Genomic DNA, 16,889 nt, shown 5'->3' with positions numbered 1-16,889 from the left:
CCGCGATCGCCGTCGTCATCCTCATTGCTCCGCCATCGCCAGCGCGGACTCCATGTCCACCGCCACGATCCGCGACACGCCCTGCTCCTGCATGGTCACGCCGATCAACTGCTCGGCCATCTCCATGGCGATCTTGTTGTGCGAGATGAACAGGAACTGCGTGATCTTGCTCATCTCCGCCACCAGCCGTGCATAGCGCTCAGTGTTGGCGTCGTCCAGCGGCGCGTCGACCTCGTCCAGCAGACAGAACGGGGCCGGGTTCAGCTGGAAGATCGCGAACACCAGCGCGATCGCGGTCAGCGCCTTCTCGCCGCCCGACAGCAGGTGGATGGTCGAGTTCTTCTTGCCCGGCGGCTGCGCCATCACCTGCACGCCCGCGTCCAGGATCTCGTCGCCGGTCATGACCAGCTTGGCCTGGCCGCCGCCGAACAGGCTCGGGAACATGCGGCCGAAATGGTCGTTGACCTGCGTGAAGGTCGCGCCCAGCAGGTCACGCGTCTCCAGGTCGATCTTGTGGATCGCGTCCTCCAGCGTCGTGATCGCGCTGGTCAGGTCGCCGAACTGCGAGTCCAGGAAGGTCTTGCGCTCTCGCGCCGCGCCCAGCTCGTCCAGCGCCGCCAGGTTGACCGCGCCCAGCGCCGCGATGTCGCGGGTGATGCGGTCGATCTCGCCCTGCAGGCCGTAGAGCTTGACGCCGCCCTCCTCGATGACCTTGCCAAGCGCCTCCAGATCGACGTTGGCGGCGACCAGTTGCTCCATGAACTGCGCGCCGCCCAGCGAGGCGGCCTGCTCGTCCAGCTGCAACTTGGTGATGCGCTCGCGCAGCGGATCGAGCGCGCGCTCGATGCCCATGCGGCCTTCCTCGGCGCGTTTCAGGCGCAGGCTGAGGTCGTCGTAGTTGGCGCGCACGGCGGCCAGCGCCTGCTCGCGTTCCATGCGCACGGCCAGCGCGTCCTCCAGCCCGGCCTGCGCCGCGGCGTCGTCCAGCTCGGCGCGCTCCTGCGCCATGTTCTGCACCGTCTGCTCGTTGACCTGCACCTGCTGGCGCGAGGTCTCGATCGCGCGCTGCAGCTCGCCGCGCTTGGCCGCCAGCGCGCGGGCGCTGAAGACCGCTTCCTGCGCGCGCCGCTCCAGCACGCGCTGATGCTCGCGCGCCTCGGTCAGCTTGCGCTCCGCGTTGATCACGGATTCGTCGAGCTCGGCGTGCTTCTCCTGCGTCGTCGCGAGCTGCATGTCCAGCTCCTCGAAGCGCGCCTAGCCCTCCATGCGGCGCTCCATCAGCGCCTCGGTCTGGGCGTCGATCTCGCCGATCTCCTCGTCCAGCTGGGTGCGACGCGCCACCGCGGCCTCGGTCTGCTGCGCCAGACGCAGCAGCTCGACCTGCAGTTGATGCGCGCGGCCTTGCGTCTCGGTGGCCTCGCGGCGCAGCACCGACAGGCGCTGAGCGGCTTCGGTGTAGGCGGCCTCGGCGCGGATGGCCTGGGCGCGGGCCTCGTCGGCCATCAGCGTCTGGGCGCGCTGCTCGCGATCCAGGTTCTCGATCTCCTGCGCGCGCGCCAGCAGACCGGCGGTCTCGCTGTCCGGCGCATAGAAGCTGACCGCGAACTGGCTCACCGCGTGGCCTTCGCGGGTCATGATGACCTCGCCATGGCTGAGCTTGGGCCGGTCCTGCAGCGCCTGCGCGATGGACTCCGCCGTGTACACGCCTTCCAGCCAGTCGTTCATCAAGGCCTTCAGGCCGTTGGACTCCAGCTTGAGCAGATCGCTCAGCGGCGCCAGCGCGCGATGCGTGTTGGCGATCTCGCCCGAGGGCAGCGAATAGAAGGCCAATCGCGCCGGTGGCGCGTCGGACGCGAAGGCCTGCACCGTCTCCAGCCGGCCCACCGACAGCGCGCCCATGCGCTCGCGCAGCGCGGCCTCCAGCGCGTTCTCCCAGCCCGGCGTGACGTGCAGTTGCGTCCACAGGCCCTTGATGTCCTGCAGGCCATGCTTGGCCAGCCAGGGCTTGAGCTTGCCCTCGGTCTGCACCTTCTCCTGCAGCGCGCGCAGCGCGGTCAGGCGGGCGACGATGTCGGTCAGCTTGGCGGCTTGCTGCTGCGATTCCTGCTGGGCCTGCTGGCGTGTCTCGTCGGCGGCGGGCACCGCTTCGGCGAGCTCCGCCAGCCGCGCGTCGGCGACGGCCTGCTGCTCGTCCGCGGCCGTCGACAGCCGGCGGATCTCGTCCAGCTTGTCATGCTGCGGCGCCGCCAGGCCTTGGCGCTCCTGGCCCAGCCGGTCGCGGCGGCCGCGCAGGCCCTTGAGCTGCTCGTCCACGCTGCGGCTCTCGGCCGCCAGCACCTGGATCTGCTGCTGGACCTGCGTCACCTGCGTGCGCTGCTCGTTGGCGCGGGCCTGCGCGGCGCGCACCTGGTCCTCGACCTCGGGCAGCTTCATCGCCTGATCCTCGGCCTGGGCCGCGAGGATTTCGCTCTGCTCCTCGGCCTGGGCGATCTGGGTCGCGACCTCGTCGAGCTCGGCCTGCGCCTGCTCGGCGCGCTCCTGCCATTGCTGGTTCTGCGCCTGCAGCTCGATCAGCCGCTGCTCCAGACGCTGGCGGCCCTCGACCACGTAGCGGATGCGTTCCTCGAGCCGGCTCACCGCCATCTGCGCCTCGGCCATGCGGCCCTGCTCGGCGTGGAGCTCGTCGCCCGCGGCGTAGTGGGCCTGGCGGACGGTTTCCAGCTCCGCCTCGATCTGGCGCAGCTCGGCCATCTTGGCCTCGAGGGCGTTGACCGCCTCCGAGTGCTCGGTCTTCACGCGCGCCGATTCGCCGGCCGCGTCGCGGTGCTTGAGGAACCACAGCTGATGCAGCTTCAGCGTGCCCTGCTCCTGCAGGTGGCGGTAGTTCGCGGCGACCTCGGCCTGGCGCTCCAGCTTCTCGAGATTGCTGTTGAGCTCGCGCAGGATGTCCTCGACGCGGGTCAGGTTCTCGCGCGTGTCCTTGAGGCGGTTCTCGGTCTCGCGGCGGCGCTCCTTGTACTTGGAAACGCCCGCGGCTTCCTCGAGGAACATGCGCAGTTCCTCGGGCTTGGATTCGATGATCCGGCTGATCGTGCCCTGGCCGATGATGGCGTAGGCGCGCGGGCCCAGGCCCGTGCCCAGGAACACGTCCTGCACGTCACGCCGGCGCACCGGCTGGTTGTTGATGAAGTAGCTGGACGTGCCGTCGCGCGTGAGCACGCGCTTGACGGCGATCTCGGTGAACTGGTTCCACTGGCCGCCGGCGCGCGCGCTGGCGTTGTCGAACACGAGTTCCACGCTGGAGCGGCTGGCGGGCTTGCGGTTGCCCGAGCCGTTGAAGATCACGTCCTGCATGGACTCGCCACGCAGTTCGCTGGCCTTGCTTTCGCCCAGCACCCAGCGCACCGCGTCCATGATGTTGGACTTGCCGCAGCCGTTGGGACCGACCACGCCGACCAGCTGGCCAGGCAGCTGGAAGTTGGTCGGATCGGCAAAGGACTTGAAGCCCGAGAGCTTGATCGAGTTCAGTCGCATCGAGACGTTCGAACCATGACCTGGCCCGAAGTTGAGCTAAGCCTTTGATTTGATTGTGGAAACGCCCCATGAAGGGGCGTCCGGTTCGCGGCGGATGATAACATCGCGCCCTTCCTCTTCCGGCCGTCGCCGCCCTCTGAAGCAGCGACCCGTCCGGCCCCAGAATTCCATTCCTGCTCCCATGGCCAAGAACACCCCCGCCAAGCCGGCCGCGAAGGCTGCCGCATCGTCGACGCTCAAGGCGACCCCGCTGAAGATGATCGCCCCGATCAAGGCCGACAAGGCCGCGAAACCCGCCAAGCCGGCGAAGGCCTCCAAGGCCGACACCGCGGTCGCGCCCAAGATGCGCGAGATGCCGCCCAACCCGCCCAGCCGCCCGAGCAAGGAGATCCACGTCTTCCCAAACCCGGCCCCGGAGCGCGATTACGTCATCCAGTTCCAGATCCCGGAGTTCACCTGCCACTGCCCGCTGACGGGCCAGCCGGACTTCGCGCACTTCACGATCGACATGATCGCGGACCAGTTCTGCGTCGAGCTCAAGAGCCTGAAGATGTACTTCTGGAGCTACCGCGACGAGGGCGCGTTCCACGAGAAGGTGACCAACACCATCCTCGAGGACATCGTGAAGGTCACGAATCCGCGCTTCATCCGCATCACGGCCAAGTGGTACGTGCGCGGCGGCATCTACACGAACGTGGTCACCGAGCACCGCAAGAAGGGTTGGAAGCCGCTGCCGGCCGTCGACCTGCCGGCGCACGGTGTCGAGACCGGCCTGCTGCGTTGAGCTGAGGAGGCATGGCCCTCGCCTACGACACGCGCACGCAGTTCGTCGCGGTCGCGCTCAAGCGCAGCCGCATCGACGGCTTCGGCGTGTTCGCGGCCGAGGCCATTCCCGCCGGCACGCGGCTGGGCCTGCTGACCGGTGAATCGATCACCGTCGCGGAGGCGCGCCGCCGGGCGCAGGAGAGCCGGCGGCTGATGCTGGTGGAGCTCTCGCCCGCGCGGGCGATCGACTGCAGCCGCTCGCAGGACGCGATGCGCTTCACCAACCACAGCTGCCGCCCCAACGCCCGCATCCAGGTCGAGGACGGCGAGGTCAGCTTCTTCGCGCTGGAGGACCTCGCGCCCGGCGCGGAGATCACCGTCGACTACGGCGTGACGCATCACGAGGGTCGCTTGGCTTGCCGGTGCGGGGCCGAGGGGTGTCGAGGGGCGCTCTGAACGACAACCCTTCGTTGTCGACATAAGCACCCCTGAGACGCCCGGCCGCGCACCTCGCCGGCCTATCATTTCGCGCATGAGCTCCACTCCCGCCACGCCGCCGGTCAATCCACGACTGGCGCTGCTGAACCCCTACCCGTTCGAGCGCCTGCGTGCCCTGACCCAGGGCATCGTCCCGAACCCCGAGTACCGTCCCATCTCGCTGGGCATCGGCGAGCCCAAGCACCCCGCGCCCAAGCTGGTCGAGGACGCGCTGATGGCCAACCTCAAGGGCCTGTCCAGCTACCCCGCCACCGCCGGCGATCCCAAGCTGCGCGAGGCCATCACCGGCTGGATCCAGCGCCGCTACGGACTCGCGCTGGACCCCGCCACGCAGGTGCTGCCCGTCAACGGCTCGCGCGAGGCGCTGTTCGCCTTCGCGCAGGTGGTGGTCGACCCGGCCCGCCCCGGCGCGACCGTGGTCTGCCCCAATCCCTTCTATCAAATCTACGAGGGCGCGGCCCTGCTCGCGGGCGCCCAGCCGGCCTTCGCGAACTCCGACCCGACGCGCAACTTCGCCGCCGACTGGTCGCAGATCGACGACGCGACCTGGGCCCGCACCCAGCTGCTGTTCGTCTGCTCGCCCGGCAACCCGACCGGCGCGGTCATGCCGCTGTCCGAGTGGAAGACGCTGTTCGAGCTCAGCGACCGCCACGGTTTCGTGATCGCCTCGGACGAGTGCTACTCGGAGATCTATTTCCGCGAGGGCCCCGACGCCGCGCCGCTGTCCGGCCTGCAGGCCGCCGCGCAGCTGGGCCGCACGGACTACCGCAACCTGATCGCCTTCACCAGCCTGTCCAAGCGCTCGAACGTCCCGGGCATGCGCTCGGGCTTCGTGGCCGGCGACGCGACGTGGATCAAGCGCTTCCTGCTGTACCGGACCTATCACGGCTCGGCCATGAGCCCGATGATCCAGGCCGCCAGCATCGCCGCCTGGAACGACGAGGCGCACGTCATCGCCAACCGCGCGCAGTACCGCGCCAAGTTCGCGGCGGTCACGCCGGTGCTGGCCGAGGTGCTGGACGTCGCCCTGCCCGACGCGGGTTTCTACCTGTGGGCCGCAGTGCCAGACGGTAACGATATCGGCTTCGCCCAGCAGCTCCTCGCTCAATACAATGTCGGCGTTCTGCCCGGCAGTCTGCTGGCCCGCGACGCCCACGGCATCAACCCCGGCGCCGGCCGCATCCGCCTGGCCCTGGTGGCCGAACAGGCCGAATGCCTGGAAGCCGCCCACCGCATCCGATCCTTCGTGAAGCCAGCCTGAGCCCGCCTTCGCTGCCCGCTTCACATCACTCCCTCTCCTCAGATTTCTCCGGAACCGCCATGACGCAAGACCTGCAATCCATCATCGACCTCGCCTGGGAAGGCCGCGCCAACCTCAACTCCGCCAACAGCCCGGAAGTCCGCGCCGCCGTGGACGACGTGCTGGCCCGCCTGGACAACGGCACGCTGCGCGTGGCCGAACGCAAGGCCGTCGGCGAGTGGACCGTCCACCAGTGGGTCAAGAAGGCCGTGCTGCTGTCCTTCCGTCTGAACGACAACCGCCAGATGGGCGCCGGCGACATGACCTTCTTCGACAAGGTCCCGACCAAGTTCGGCGGCATGAGCGACGAGGCCCTGCGCGCCACCGGCGTGCGCGTGGTCCCGCCGGCCGTCGCCCGCCGCGGCAGCTTCATGGCCAAGAACGTCGTGCTGATGCCCTCGTACGTCAACATCGGCGCCTACGTCGATGAAGGCACCATGGTCGACACCTGGGCCACCGTCGGCTCCTGCGCCCAGATCGGCAAGAACGTCCACCTGTCCGGCGGCGTCGGCATCGGCGGCGTGCTGGAGCCGCTGCAGGCCAACCCGACCATCATCGAGGACAACTGCTTCATCGGCGCCCGCTCGGAGATCGTCGAGGGCGTGATCGTCGAGGAGAACTCGGTGATCTCCATGGGCGTGTACATCGGCCAGAGCACCCCGATCTACGACCGCGAGACCGACACCGTCAGCTACGGCCGCGTCCCGGCCGGCTCCGTCGTGATCAGCGGCAGCCTGCCCAAGAACGACAAGTACAGCCTGTACGCCGCGATCATCGTGAAGAAGGTCGACGCCGGCACCCGCGCCAAGACCAGCATCAACGACCTGCTGCGCGCCTGAACCCCACGGGCCGGCCGAGGCCGGCCCCGTGCCACCGCTACGATCCGACGCCATGACGTCGACGAGGAAGGGACGGAGATGAGCACCGGAAACATGGAGCGCATCCTGCGGCTGATGGCCGAGAAGGGCGCGTCCGACACCTATCTGTCCGCCAACATGCCGGTGCTGATCCGGATCAACGGCCAGATGCTGCAGCTGTCGGATCAGCTGCTGACGCCGGCGCAGCCGCGCGCGCTGATCTCCGAGGTCATCGAGCCCCAGCAGATGGCCGAGCTCGACGCCAACGGCGAGCTCAACCTCGCGGTCTCCATCCCCAAGGTCGGCAGCTTCCGGCTGTCCGGCTTCCGCCAGCGCGGCTCGATCGCGGCGGTGTTCCGCCACATCCCGCATGTGATCCCGACGCTGGACTCGCTGGGACTCCCCCCGGTGCTGGGCAAGCTGATCACCGAGAAGCGCGGCCTGATCCTGATGGTCGGCGCGACCGGCACCGGCAAGAGCACCACGCTCGCGTCGATGCTGGAGCACCGCAACCAGACGATGTCGGGCCACATCCTGACCATCGAGGACCCGCTCGAGTACCTGTTCACCAACAAGCGCTCGCTGGTGAATCAGCGCGAGGTCGGCCGCGACACCGCCTCGCTGCAGATCGCGCTGAAGAACGCGCTGCGCCAGGCCCCGGACTGCATCCTGATCGGCGAGATCCGCGATCGCGAGACCATGACGGCCGCGATCTCGTACGCGCTGTCGGGCCACCTGGTGGTGGCCACGCTGCACGGCAACAACAGCTATCACGCGCTCAACCGGATCATGTCCTTCTACACGCCGGAGTCCCGTCCGGCGATGCTGAACGACCTGGGCGCGGGCCTGAAGGCGGTGATCTCGCAGCGCCTGGTGCGCGCCGCCGCGGGGGGGCGCGTCCCGGTGACCGAGATCCTGCTCAACACCAAGCTGATCTCGGAGCTGATCGAGCAAGGCGACTTCGCCGGCGTGAAGGAAGCGATGGAGAAGTCCATCGCCGAGGGCTCGCAGAGCTTCGAGGAGCACTTCGCCAAGCTCATCACCGAGGGCACGATCACGCGCGAGGAAGGCCTGGCCTTCGCCGACAGCCCGACCAACCTGCTCTGGCGTCTGCAGAACGACGCGCCCGGCAGCAAGCCCGGCGCCGGCGCGCAGAAGAAGGAAGAGCCGGCCAACGACGAGGCCAGCTTCACCTCGATCACGCTCGACGTGCAGGCCGGCTGAGCGAGGGACGCGCGTGGCTCATTCGACCGACGGCTCGACCGACGACCTGACCCTGGAGCTGCTGGAGCAGCTGATCGCGCGCGCTTCGGTGACGCCCGAGGATGCCGGCTGCCTCGAGCTGATCGGCGCCCGGCTGGCCGCGGCCGGCTTCGCGCTGGAACGCATGGACAGTGGCCCGGAGAACTTCCGCGTGAGCAACCTGTGGGCCAAGCGCCCCGGTCGCGACGCGGACGCGCCGGTGCTGGTCTTCGCCGGCCACACCGACGTCGTCCCCACGGGCGATCTCTCCAAATGGAGCAGCGATCCCTTCGTCCCCACCGTGCGCGGCGGCCGTCTGTACGGACGCGGCGCGGCGGACATGAAGACCTCGCTGGCGGCGATGGTCGTGGCGGTCGAGGACTTCGTCGCGAAGCACCCCGACCACCGCGGCGCGATTGCCTTCCTGCTCACCAGCGATGAGGAAGGCCCGGCACGCGACGGCACCGTCGTCTGCGTGAACCGCCTGCGCGAGCGCGGCGAGCGCCTGGACTACTGCATCGTCGGTGAACCGACCTCGGTCGAGCGCCTCGGCGACACGGTCAAGAACGGCCGGCGCGGCTCGCTGTCCGGCAAGCTGCGCGTGATCGGCGTGCAAGGCCACGTCGCTTACCCGCATCTGGCCCGCAACCCGGTGCACCAGGCCGCGCCCGCGCTGGCCGAGCTGGCCGTGACCGAATGGGACGGCGGCAATGGTGACTTCCCGCCGACCTCGTTCCAGATCTCTAACATCGCGGCCGGTACCGGCGCCGGCAACGTGATTCCGGGCGAACTGGTGGTGGACTTCAACTTCCGCTTCTCGACCGAATCGACCGCCGACGGCCTGCGTCAGCGCGTGCAGGCACTGCTGGACCGGCATGGCCTGGACTACGCGCTGGAATGGCCGCTCTCGGGCGAGCCCTTCCTGACGCCGGTGGGCGAGCTGTCCGCCGGACTGGCCGCGGCCATCGAGGCCGAAACCGGCGTGACGACCGAGCTCTCGACGACCGGCGGCACCTCGGATGGGCGATTCATCGCCAAGCTCTGCCCGCAAGTGGTGGAATTCGGACCGCTCAATGCGAGCATCCACAAGATCGACGAATACGTGCCGCTGGATCAGATCGGGCCCTTGACCCGGATCTACCGCCGCACCCTGGAGAATTTGCTGCTGTGACGCTGTTGGAATTGATCGAGGCCCAGGCCGCCCGCCTCTCCGAGGCGGGCGTTTCGTTTGGGCATGGCACGACGAACGCCTTCGACGAGGCCGCCTGGCTGGCGCTGTGGGCGCTGGATCTGCCCCTGGACGCGCTGGACGAGCACGAGACGGAGGTCGTGGACGACGCCGGCCGCGCCAGGACCGAGGCGCTGGTCGCCGAGCGCATCACCACGCGCAAGCCCGCCGCCTACCTGACGCGCGAGGCCTGGCTGCAAGGCGTCCCCTTCTATGTCGACGAGCGGGCCATCGTGCCGCGCAGCTTCATCGCGGAACTGCTGGCCGACGCCACCATCGACGCCTGGCTGTCCGATGAGACCTCGCGTGTGCTGGACCTGTGCACCGGCAACGGCTCGCTGGCCGTGCTGGCCGCGATGGCCTGGCCGGACGTGGCGGTCGACGCGATCGACCTGAGCGCCGACGCGCTCGCCGTCGCCAAGATCAACGTCGAGCGCCACCAGCTCGCCGATCGCGTGCGACTGCTGCAGGGTGACGGCCTGAAACCGGCGCAAGGGCCGTACGACCTGATCCTGTGCAATCCGCCCTATGTGAACAGCGCCTCGATGGCCGCCCTCCCCGCCGAGTACCGCGCCGAGCCCGAGCTCGCGCTGGCCGGCGGCACCGATGGCATGGACTTCATCCGCCAGCTGCTGGCCGACGCGCCCGCGCAGCTCAAGCCGCAGGGCGTGCTCGTGCTGGAAATCGGCAACGAGCGCGAGTTCTTCGAGGCCGCCTTCCCGCAACTGGAAGTCGCGTGGCTGGAGACCTCCTCCGGCGAGGACCAGGTGCTGCTCGTGACGCGCGAGGCCCTGGTCGCCGGCGGCTTCGGCAGCGCCTCCACCCATTCCAATGATTCGGGCGCTTCGTCGCAAGGAGCTTCCGCATGATCACCTTGCGCAACGTGGTGCTGCGCCGCGGCACCAAGATCGTTCTCGACGACGCGAGCGTCGTCCTTCAACCCGGCGAGAAGGTCGGCCTGGTCGGCCGCAACGGCGCGGGCAAGTCCAGCCTCTTCGCGCTGCTGACCGACCGCCTGCACAGCGACAAGGGCGACGTGGAGATCCCGCGCCAATGGGCACTGGCCGAGGTCGCGCAGAACATGCCCGAGACCGAGATGCCGGCGACGGAGTTCGTGCTCGAGGGTGACGTCCGCCTGATGGCCGCGCGCCAGGCCCTGGCCGACGCGGAAGCCGCCGACGACGGCCACGCCATCGCCGACGCCTACGCGCAGCTGATGGACGCCGGCAGCCTCGACGCACCCGCCCGCGCCCAGGCGCTGCTGATGGGTCTGGGCTTCAAGGGCGCGCAGGTGGATGCGCCGGTGAACAGCTTCTCCGGCGGCTGGCGCATGCGCCTGCAGCTGGCGCGCGCGCTGATGTGCCCGTCCGACCTGATGCTGCTGGACGAGCCGACCAACCACTTGGACCTGGACGCCCTGGTCTGGCTGGAAGCCTGGTTGCAGCGCTACGAAGGCACGCTGATCATCATCAGCCACGACCGCGAGTTCCTGGACGCGATCACCAAGGTCACGCTGCACCTGGACGAGACCAAGCTGCATCGCTACGGCGGCAACTACACGGCCTTCGAGTCCATGCGCGCCGAGCGCATGCTCCAGCAGCAGCAGGCCTTCGACAAGCAGCAGGAGCGCATGGCGCATCTGCAGAAGTTCATCGACCGCTTCAAGGCCAAGGCCTCCAAGGCCAAGCAGGCGCAGAGCCGCGTCAAGGCGCTGGAGCGCATGGAGCGCCTGGCGCCGGTGCTCACCGCGTCCGACTTCAGCTTCGAGTTCCGCGAGCCGCTGAACCTCCCGAATCCGATGCTGATGTTCGACACGGTCTCGGTCGGCTACGACACCGACGAGGGCGAGAAGGTCATCGTGCGCGGCATCGACCGCTCGGTGCTGGCCGGCCAGCGCTTCGGCATCCTGGGCGCGAACGGCCAGGGCAAGTCCACCTTCGTGAAGACCGTGGCCCGCATGCAGCGCGCCATGGGTGGCACGATCACCGAGGGCAAGGGCCTGTCGATCGGCTACTTCGCCCAGCAGGAGATGGACGTGCTGCGGCCCGACGAGGGCCCGCTGATGCACATGATCCGGCTGGCCAAGGAAGTCAGCCCGAACGCCCGCGAGCAGGAACTGCGCGACTTCCTGGGCCAGTTCCGCTTCGTCGGCGACATGGTGAACCAGGAGGTGGGCAGCCTGTCCGGCGGCGAGAAGGCACGACTGGTGCTGGCGATGCTGGTGTGGCAACGCCCCAACCTGCTGCTGCTCGACGAGCCGACCAACCACCTGGACCTGCAGACCCGCGAGGCGCTGTCCATGGCGCTCAACGAGTTCGAGGGCACGGTCATGCTGGTCAGCCACGATCGCGCGCTGCTGCGCGAGGTCTGCGACGAGTTCTGGCTGGTGGCCGATGGCAAGCTCGCGCCCTTCGACGGCGACCTGGACGACTACCAGCGCTGGCTGCTGGAGCAATCCAAGGAAGCTGCCAAGCTGGCGAAGGAAGAAGCCAAGCAGGCGCTGCGCGCGGCGCGTGCCGGCACGGGCGCGGCTCCCGCGCCGGTGGCGGCGCCCGTCGCCGCGCCGGCCGCATCACCTGCCCCCGCGCCCGCCAAGCGCGAGGACCGCAAGCTCAGCGGCCAGGAGCGCCAGAAGCTCAACGAGCAGACCCGCCCGCTGCGCAAGGAGATGGAGCAGATCGACGCCAAGATGAAGGCCTGGAACGACGAGCGCGCCAAGCTCGAGGCCCAGCTCTCGAGCGCTGGACAGACGCCCGCGCAGATCGCCGACGCCGGCAAGCGCCTCAAGGCCATCGGCGACGAGGTCGAGGAAGCCGAGATGCGCTGGCTGGAGCTCAGCGAACAGGTGGACGCGATCATGACCGCGGGCTGAGCTTCAGGTTCCGCGCGCTGGCGCCCTGCCCGACCCGGACGCCCCGGCGACGCAAGTCCCCGGGGCGTCGCCTTTTCCAGGGATCCTCACGCGAGATCGCTGGACCGACCGCCGAGGGCCGCCGATAGTTGCCCTCAACCGCCGCGAAAGACCATATCGATTGCGTGCAATTCAATTGCTCGCTACAGTTCACCCCATGCTGAAGACGAACCACCCCCAAGCGCAGGACGCGACCGCCACCGGCGTCGCGGTCCAGCCGATGCCGGCGGGCACCGACTGGCTGCAGCTGGACGTGCAGCTGTGCTTCGCGCTGTATTCGACCTCGCTGGCGATGACCAAGCTCTACAAGCCGCTGCTGGCGCCGTTGGGCCTGACCTATCCGCAGTACCTGGTCATGCTGGTGCTGTGGGAGACCGACGGCCCCGGCGTGTCCGAACTGGGGCAACGGCTGAGCCTGGACTCCGGCACGCTGACGCCGCTGCTCAAGCGCCTGGAAGGTTCCAGCCTGATCGAGCGCCGTCGCAACGTCCAGGACGAGCGTCGCGTCGAGATCCACCTGACGGCCGCGGGTCGCGCCTTGCGCGAGCAGGCGGTCGCCATTCCCCAGCAGCTGGCCTGCGCCAGCGCCTGCCGCCCCGACGAGCTGCAGACGCTGACCCGGCGGCTGCATGAATTGCGGAGCAATGTGCTGACGCACCTCGCCCGTGAAGACGACGATCAGGCCGGAGCCTGACCGCCACCCCTCCGTTCTTTCGATCCCAACCCCACCCCACCAAGGAGCGCCACATGGCCATCGAGAAAGCCCTCTACACCGCCACCGCCACCGCCACCGGCGGCCGTCAAGGCAGCGCCCAGTCGTCCGACGGCGCGCTGAAGGTCGAGCTGTCCACGCCCAAGGAACTGGGCGGCGCCGGCGGCAGCGGCACCAACCCCGAACAGCTGTTCGCCGCGGGCTACTCCGCCTGCTTCATCGGCGCGATGAAGGCTGTCTCGGCCCGCAACAAGGTCGCCCTGCCGGCCGAAGTCTCCATCACCAGCGAAGTCGGCATCGGCCCTCACGCCAACAAGCCGGGCGCCTTCGGCATCGCCGTCGCGATGAAGATCTCGGTGCCGGGCATGGACCGCGCGCAGCTGGAGAAGCTGGTCGCCGACGCCCACGAAGTCTGCCCGTACTCGAACGCCACCCGCGGCAACATCGACGTCTCGCTGACGATCGTCTGAGAGCGCCGAGCCCTCATGGGCTCCAGCTCGTCGAGCCCTTCGGGCTCGCCATGAAGAACGCCGGCAATTGCCGGCGTTTGTCGTTAAAGCCTGCCCCCGCTTGCTCGGGGGCCAGGTCTTGCCTCAGCCTCGCTGGAGCAGATGCAGCATCAGCTCGACCCGAGCGGCCCACGGCGACAACGCGCCCGCCGGCTCGTCGACGGCGCCGACGATGCGCCCCTGCGCGCATCGCGTCGTGCGCCACACGGGCACACCCGATTGCTTCAACGCAGCGGTCGACGCCTCGAGCGCCTGATGCACCGTGCCGTTGCCGGTGCACGCGAGCACCAGCCCCTGCAGGCCCGCCGCACGCCAGGCGTCCAGCGCCCGACCGTCGGCGCCCGCATGGCTGCCAAGCACTTCCACCCAGGGCCAGCCCGTCGAATCCTCCGGCAGAAGCGTGGCGCCAAGCGCTTCGCCCAGCGGCCAATCGCGGAAGCGGCGGATGATCCCCTCCTCCACCACGGCCAGGGGACCCGCATCGGGGCCCGCCTCGAAGGCATCCAGCCGATAGCTGTGCGTCTTGCGCAGCTCCAGCCCCGACCACACCTGACCCGCGACCACCGCGACGACGCCCCGCACGCCTTCGGCGCCAGCGACCGCGACCGCGTCGAGCAAGTTCTGCGGCCCGTCCGCCTGGATCGCCGTGGCCGGCCGCATGGCGGCCGTCAGCACCACCGGCTTGCTCGGCGCGAGCACGCGCTGCAGCAGGTAGGCGGTTTCCTCCAGCGTGTCCGTGCCGTGCGTGATGACGACACCGCGCACCTCGGGACGTGCCAGGTGTTGCTCGACGCGCCGGGCCAGTCGCGCCCAGGTCGCGTGGTCCATGTCCTTGCTGTCGAGCTGGGCGAGCTGCTCCGCCTCCAGCGCCTTGGAGGCCAGCGCCGGCACCGCCTTCACCAGCGACGCCACCGACAGCGATCCCGCCTTGTAGCCGACGTTGTCGGTCGCGCTGCCGGACGCGCCGGCGATCGTGCCGCCGGTGCCGATGATCACCACGGTCTGGGCCGCGTCAGGCGTCGTATGCAGCTCGCTTTGCAATTTGTCGTCTCCTGTATAAAAATCCAGATGCTGGATGGAATCTCAGGCAGAACCCGAACAACCGGACGCTCTGCGACTCGGGATCCCATCTCTCAAAACCCGGCGACTCGACAAAGGCCCGCGCCCGTGGACACACCACCCAAACTCACCGCCCGCCAACAGCAGATCTTCGATCTGGTCCGCGACAGCATCGAGAGCACCGGCTCCCCGCCGACCCGCGCCGAAATCGCGAGACAGCTGGGCTTCAAGTCCGCCAATGCCGCCGAGGAACATCTGCAGGCGCTGGCCCGCAAGGGCGTGATCGAACTGGTGGGGGGAACGGCGCGGGGCATCCGCTTGCCGTCGACCGCACTGCGGCAGGTCAATCGGGCCCGCGAGTACAGCCAGTTCGCACTGCCGCTGGCCAGCTTGGCCCAGCTGACGCTCCCGCTGGTGGGCCGCGTCGCCGCCGGCTCGCCCATCCTCGCCGAGGAACATGTGGAGCAGCACTATAGCGTCGACCCCTCGATGTTCTCGAAGTCGCCGGACTTCCTGCTGCGCGTGAAAGGCATGAGCATGAAGGACATCGGCATCATGGATGGCGACCTGCTCGCCGTGCAGAAGACCAGCGAGGCACGCAACGGCCAGGTCGTCGTGGCGCGCATCGGTGACGAGGTCACCGTGAAGCGCTTCCAGCGCCATGGCGGCGGCATCCGGCTGCTGCCCGAGAACGAGGACTTCCAGCCCATCGAGGTGACGGCCGACGATCAGTTCGCGATCGAAGGTTTGGCGGTGGGCCTGATCCGCGCAGGCGGCTTCCACTGACCATGACCGCAACCGGCGCACGCAAATCGCACAAGCGCGCGAGCACCAAGGCGGCTTCGGCCGTCGAGTGCGCCGACTTGCGGCAAATCCCCAACATCGGGCCAGCGATGGTCCGGGATTTCAAACTGATGGGCATCCATCAGCCCGCGGATCTGATGGGCGCGGATCCCTTCGCGCTCTATCAAAAGATCTGCAAACTGACCGGTCAACGTCATGACCCGTGCGTGCTGGATACCTATATGGCGGCCGTCGATTTCATGAACGGCAGCCCTCCCCGCGATTGGTGGAGTTATACGGCGCAGCGCAAGCGCGAGTATCCAGACCTCTGACCCGTCCAGTATCAAGCAATCACCCGACAAACCGCCGGCAGTGCGCGAGCAATCCAACGCGCTAGAATCGAGCGCCGCGGTATTCTCAGTTTCGAACGGGCAAAAGAAAAACCCCGTCGACTTGCATCGACGGGGTTTCAAATGTTGGCGGAGTGGACGGGGCTCGAACCCGCGACCCCCGGCGTGACAGGCCGGTATTCTAACCAACTGAACTACCACTCCTAAGACGAGGTTGTTAAGCACCTCATTCTTGTTCGCGGACAAGTTTCGTTGCAAGCCGCCAGTTCCATTCAGAACCGCGATGCAACCAAGCCTTGTCAAACTTGGCGTCCCCTAGGGGATTCGAACCCCTGTAGCCACCGTGAAAGGGTGGTGTCCTAGGCCTCTAGACGAAGGGGACTGGACTGTCGTTGACTCTCGGTCTGCGCCCAGACTCCCGAAGGAATCTTGGTGGAGGTAAGCGGGATCGAACCGCTGACCTCTTGCATGCCATGCAAGCGCTCTCCCAGCTGAGCTATACCCCCGAATGCTTTCGCATCGAACCGGTACGCAGCCCGAGTTTCAACTATGTGTTGGCGGAGTGGACGGGGCTCGAACCCGCGACCCCCGGCGTGACAGGCCGGTATTCTAACCAACTGAACTACCACTCCAGATACTCAAGATCTTTCGATCCGTCGCATCAGACTCTATCGCATCGCCTCAATCAACTGCTTGATGTCAGCGCCGCGTCGATTTCGTTACTATACCTGATTTTGACAACGATCAAATCGATTTCCGAAGAATTTTTCGATTTTCTCGTTCAATCTCCAGGAAAGCAACCAAGCTCGAAAACTTGGCGTCCCCTAGGGGATTCGAACCCCTGTAGCCACCGTGAAAGGGTGGTGTCCTAGGCCTCTAGACGAAGGGGACTAAACCTTCTTCCTTGAACCGCGCGCCACACAAACCGAAATTTGGTGGAGGTAAGCGGGATCGAACCGCTGACCTCTTGCATGCCATGCAAGCGCTCTCCCAGCTGAGCTATACCCCCTTCGGGGATTCGATTCGACGTCGAATCAGCTTTCTTGAATCTCGTCGGGGAACTTGCATTCCCCGGTTTGATTCGCTGTCTGCTGCTTCGTCGTTCGTTTCGAACAACGCGCTGTTCAAGCGAGAACGAGAG

At 67.8% G+C, this 16,889-nt stretch carries 13 protein-coding genes, 6 tRNA genes and 1 pseudogene; 12 read left to right on the top strand and 8 right to left on the bottom strand.

Going from position 1 to position 16,889, the window contains the following annotated elements; genetic code table 11:
- Positions 1 to 21: 21 nt before the first annotated feature.
- Positions 22 to 3,534, bottom strand: a pseudogene (gene smc, locus MCHT01_RS18790) (chromosome segregation protein SMC).
- Positions 3,535 to 3,886: 352 nt separating this feature from the next.
- Here smc and queF point away from each other — a divergent pair.
- From queF to MCHT01_RS18740, 10 genes are all read left to right on the top strand, one after another.
- Complete coding sequence (gene queF / locus MCHT01_RS18785) at positions 3,887 to 4,318, top strand: preQ(1) synthase (protein WP_067067511.1); 432 nt, start codon at positions 3,887 to 3,889, stop codon at positions 4,316 to 4,318.
- Between the two features lie 11 nt (positions 4,319 to 4,329).
- Positions 4,330 to 4,755 (top strand): SET domain-containing protein, encoded by a 426-nt coding sequence (locus MCHT01_RS18780; protein WP_067067298.1) that lies wholly within the window; start codon positions 4,330 to 4,332, stop codon positions 4,753 to 4,755.
- Positions 4,756 to 4,831: 76 nt separating this feature from the next.
- Entirely contained in the window at positions 4,832 to 6,058 is a 1,227-nt protein-coding gene (gene dapC / locus MCHT01_RS18775) for a succinyldiaminopimelate transaminase (protein ID WP_067067296.1), read from the top strand.
- A 59-nt stretch (positions 6,059 to 6,117) separates the two neighbouring features.
- Complete coding sequence (dapD, locus tag MCHT01_RS18770) at positions 6,118 to 6,936, top strand: 2,3,4,5-tetrahydropyridine-2,6-dicarboxylate N-succinyltransferase (protein WP_067067294.1); 819 nt, start codon at positions 6,118 to 6,120, stop codon at positions 6,934 to 6,936.
- 78 nt (positions 6,937 to 7,014) lie between these two features.
- Positions 7,015 to 8,178 carry a PilT/PilU family type 4a pilus ATPase gene (locus MCHT01_RS18765; RefSeq protein ID WP_067067292.1) on the top strand — a complete coding sequence of 388 codons (1,164 nt, stop codon included), beginning with the start codon at positions 7,015 to 7,017 and terminating at the stop codon, positions 8,176 to 8,178.
- Between the two features lie 13 nt (positions 8,179 to 8,191).
- Positions 8,192 to 9,367 (top strand): succinyl-diaminopimelate desuccinylase, encoded by a 1,176-nt coding sequence (dapE, locus tag MCHT01_RS27475; RefSeq protein WP_084452963.1) that lies wholly within the window; start codon positions 8,192 to 8,194, stop codon positions 9,365 to 9,367.
- Complete coding sequence (prmB, locus tag MCHT01_RS18755) at positions 9,364 to 10,293, top strand: 50S ribosomal protein L3 N(5)-glutamine methyltransferase (protein ID WP_245643417.1); 930 nt, start codon at positions 9,364 to 9,366, stop codon at positions 10,291 to 10,293. The genes dapE and prmB overlap by 4 nt, the downstream gene beginning before the upstream one ends.
- Positions 10,290 to 12,296: an ATP-binding cassette domain-containing protein gene (locus MCHT01_RS18750; RefSeq protein WP_067067290.1), complete on the top strand. Its 2,007-nt coding sequence runs from the start codon at positions 10,290 to 10,292 to the stop codon at positions 12,294 to 12,296. Before prmB ends, MCHT01_RS18750 begins: the two co-directional genes overlap by 4 nt.
- Positions 12,297 to 12,555: 259 nt before the next feature.
- On the top strand, positions 12,556 to 13,029 hold the full coding sequence (locus tag MCHT01_RS18745; RefSeq protein ID WP_067067507.1) for a MarR family winged helix-turn-helix transcriptional regulator: 474 nt from the start codon (positions 12,556 to 12,558) through the stop codon (positions 13,027 to 13,029).
- A gap of 53 nt (positions 13,030 to 13,082) precedes the next feature.
- Positions 13,083 to 13,517, top strand: coding sequence for an organic hydroperoxide resistance protein (locus tag MCHT01_RS18740; protein WP_067067288.1), 435 nt, complete (start codon positions 13,083 to 13,085; stop codon positions 13,515 to 13,517).
- A 123-nt stretch (positions 13,518 to 13,640) separates the two neighbouring features.
- Here MCHT01_RS18740 and MCHT01_RS18735 read toward each other — a convergent pair whose 3' ends face one another.
- A complete protein-coding gene (locus tag MCHT01_RS18735; RefSeq protein ID WP_245643416.1) occupies positions 13,641 to 14,597 on the bottom strand; it encodes an asparaginase in 957 nt (318 codons plus the stop codon).
- A 126-nt stretch (positions 14,598 to 14,723) separates the two neighbouring features.
- On the opposite strand from MCHT01_RS18735, the gene lexA reads away from it, so the two are divergent.
- Positions 14,724 to 15,401 (top strand): transcriptional repressor LexA, encoded by a 678-nt coding sequence (gene lexA / locus MCHT01_RS18730; protein ID WP_067067286.1) that lies wholly within the window; start codon positions 14,724 to 14,726, stop codon positions 15,399 to 15,401.
- A 2-nt stretch (positions 15,402 to 15,403) separates the two neighbouring features.
- The gene (locus MCHT01_RS18725) at positions 15,404 to 15,730 is read left to right on the top strand and encodes a helix-hairpin-helix domain-containing protein (RefSeq protein ID WP_084452957.1); all 327 of its coding nucleotides are present in this window, start codon (positions 15,404 to 15,406) and stop codon (positions 15,728 to 15,730) included.
- A gap of 145 nt (positions 15,731 to 15,875) precedes the next feature.
- Here MCHT01_RS18725 and MCHT01_RS18720 read toward each other — a convergent pair.
- The 6 genes from MCHT01_RS18720 to MCHT01_RS18695 all read right to left on the bottom strand — a co-directional run bounded on the left by MCHT01_RS18720 (position 15,876) and on the right by MCHT01_RS18695 (position 16,757).
- Positions 15,876 to 15,952 (bottom strand) — tRNA-Asp (locus tag MCHT01_RS18720).
- 102 nt (positions 15,953 to 16,054) lie between these two features.
- Positions 16,055 to 16,130: transfer RNA gene (locus MCHT01_RS18715), tRNA-Glu, on the bottom strand.
- 48 nt (positions 16,131 to 16,178) lie between these two features.
- Positions 16,179 to 16,254: transfer RNA gene (locus tag MCHT01_RS18710), tRNA-Ala, on the bottom strand.
- A gap of 49 nt (positions 16,255 to 16,303) precedes the next feature.
- Positions 16,304 to 16,380: transfer RNA gene (locus tag MCHT01_RS18705), tRNA-Asp, on the bottom strand.
- A gap of 183 nt (positions 16,381 to 16,563) precedes the next feature.
- Positions 16,564 to 16,639, bottom strand: a tRNA-Glu gene (locus MCHT01_RS18700).
- Positions 16,640 to 16,681: 42 nt separating this feature from the next.
- Positions 16,682 to 16,757 (bottom strand) — tRNA-Ala (locus MCHT01_RS18695).
- Between the last annotated feature and the right edge of the window lie 132 nt (positions 16,758 to 16,889).

It is taken from the genome of Mitsuaria chitosanitabida ATCC BAA-476 = NBRC 102408 (assembly GCF_001598255.1).
Taxonomy (GTDB): domain Bacteria; phylum Pseudomonadota; class Gammaproteobacteria; order Burkholderiales; family Burkholderiaceae_C; genus Roseateles; species Roseateles chitosanitabidus.
Note: the sequence above shows the minus strand (reverse complement) of the source record. Positions and strands in the feature narration are given on the sequence as shown.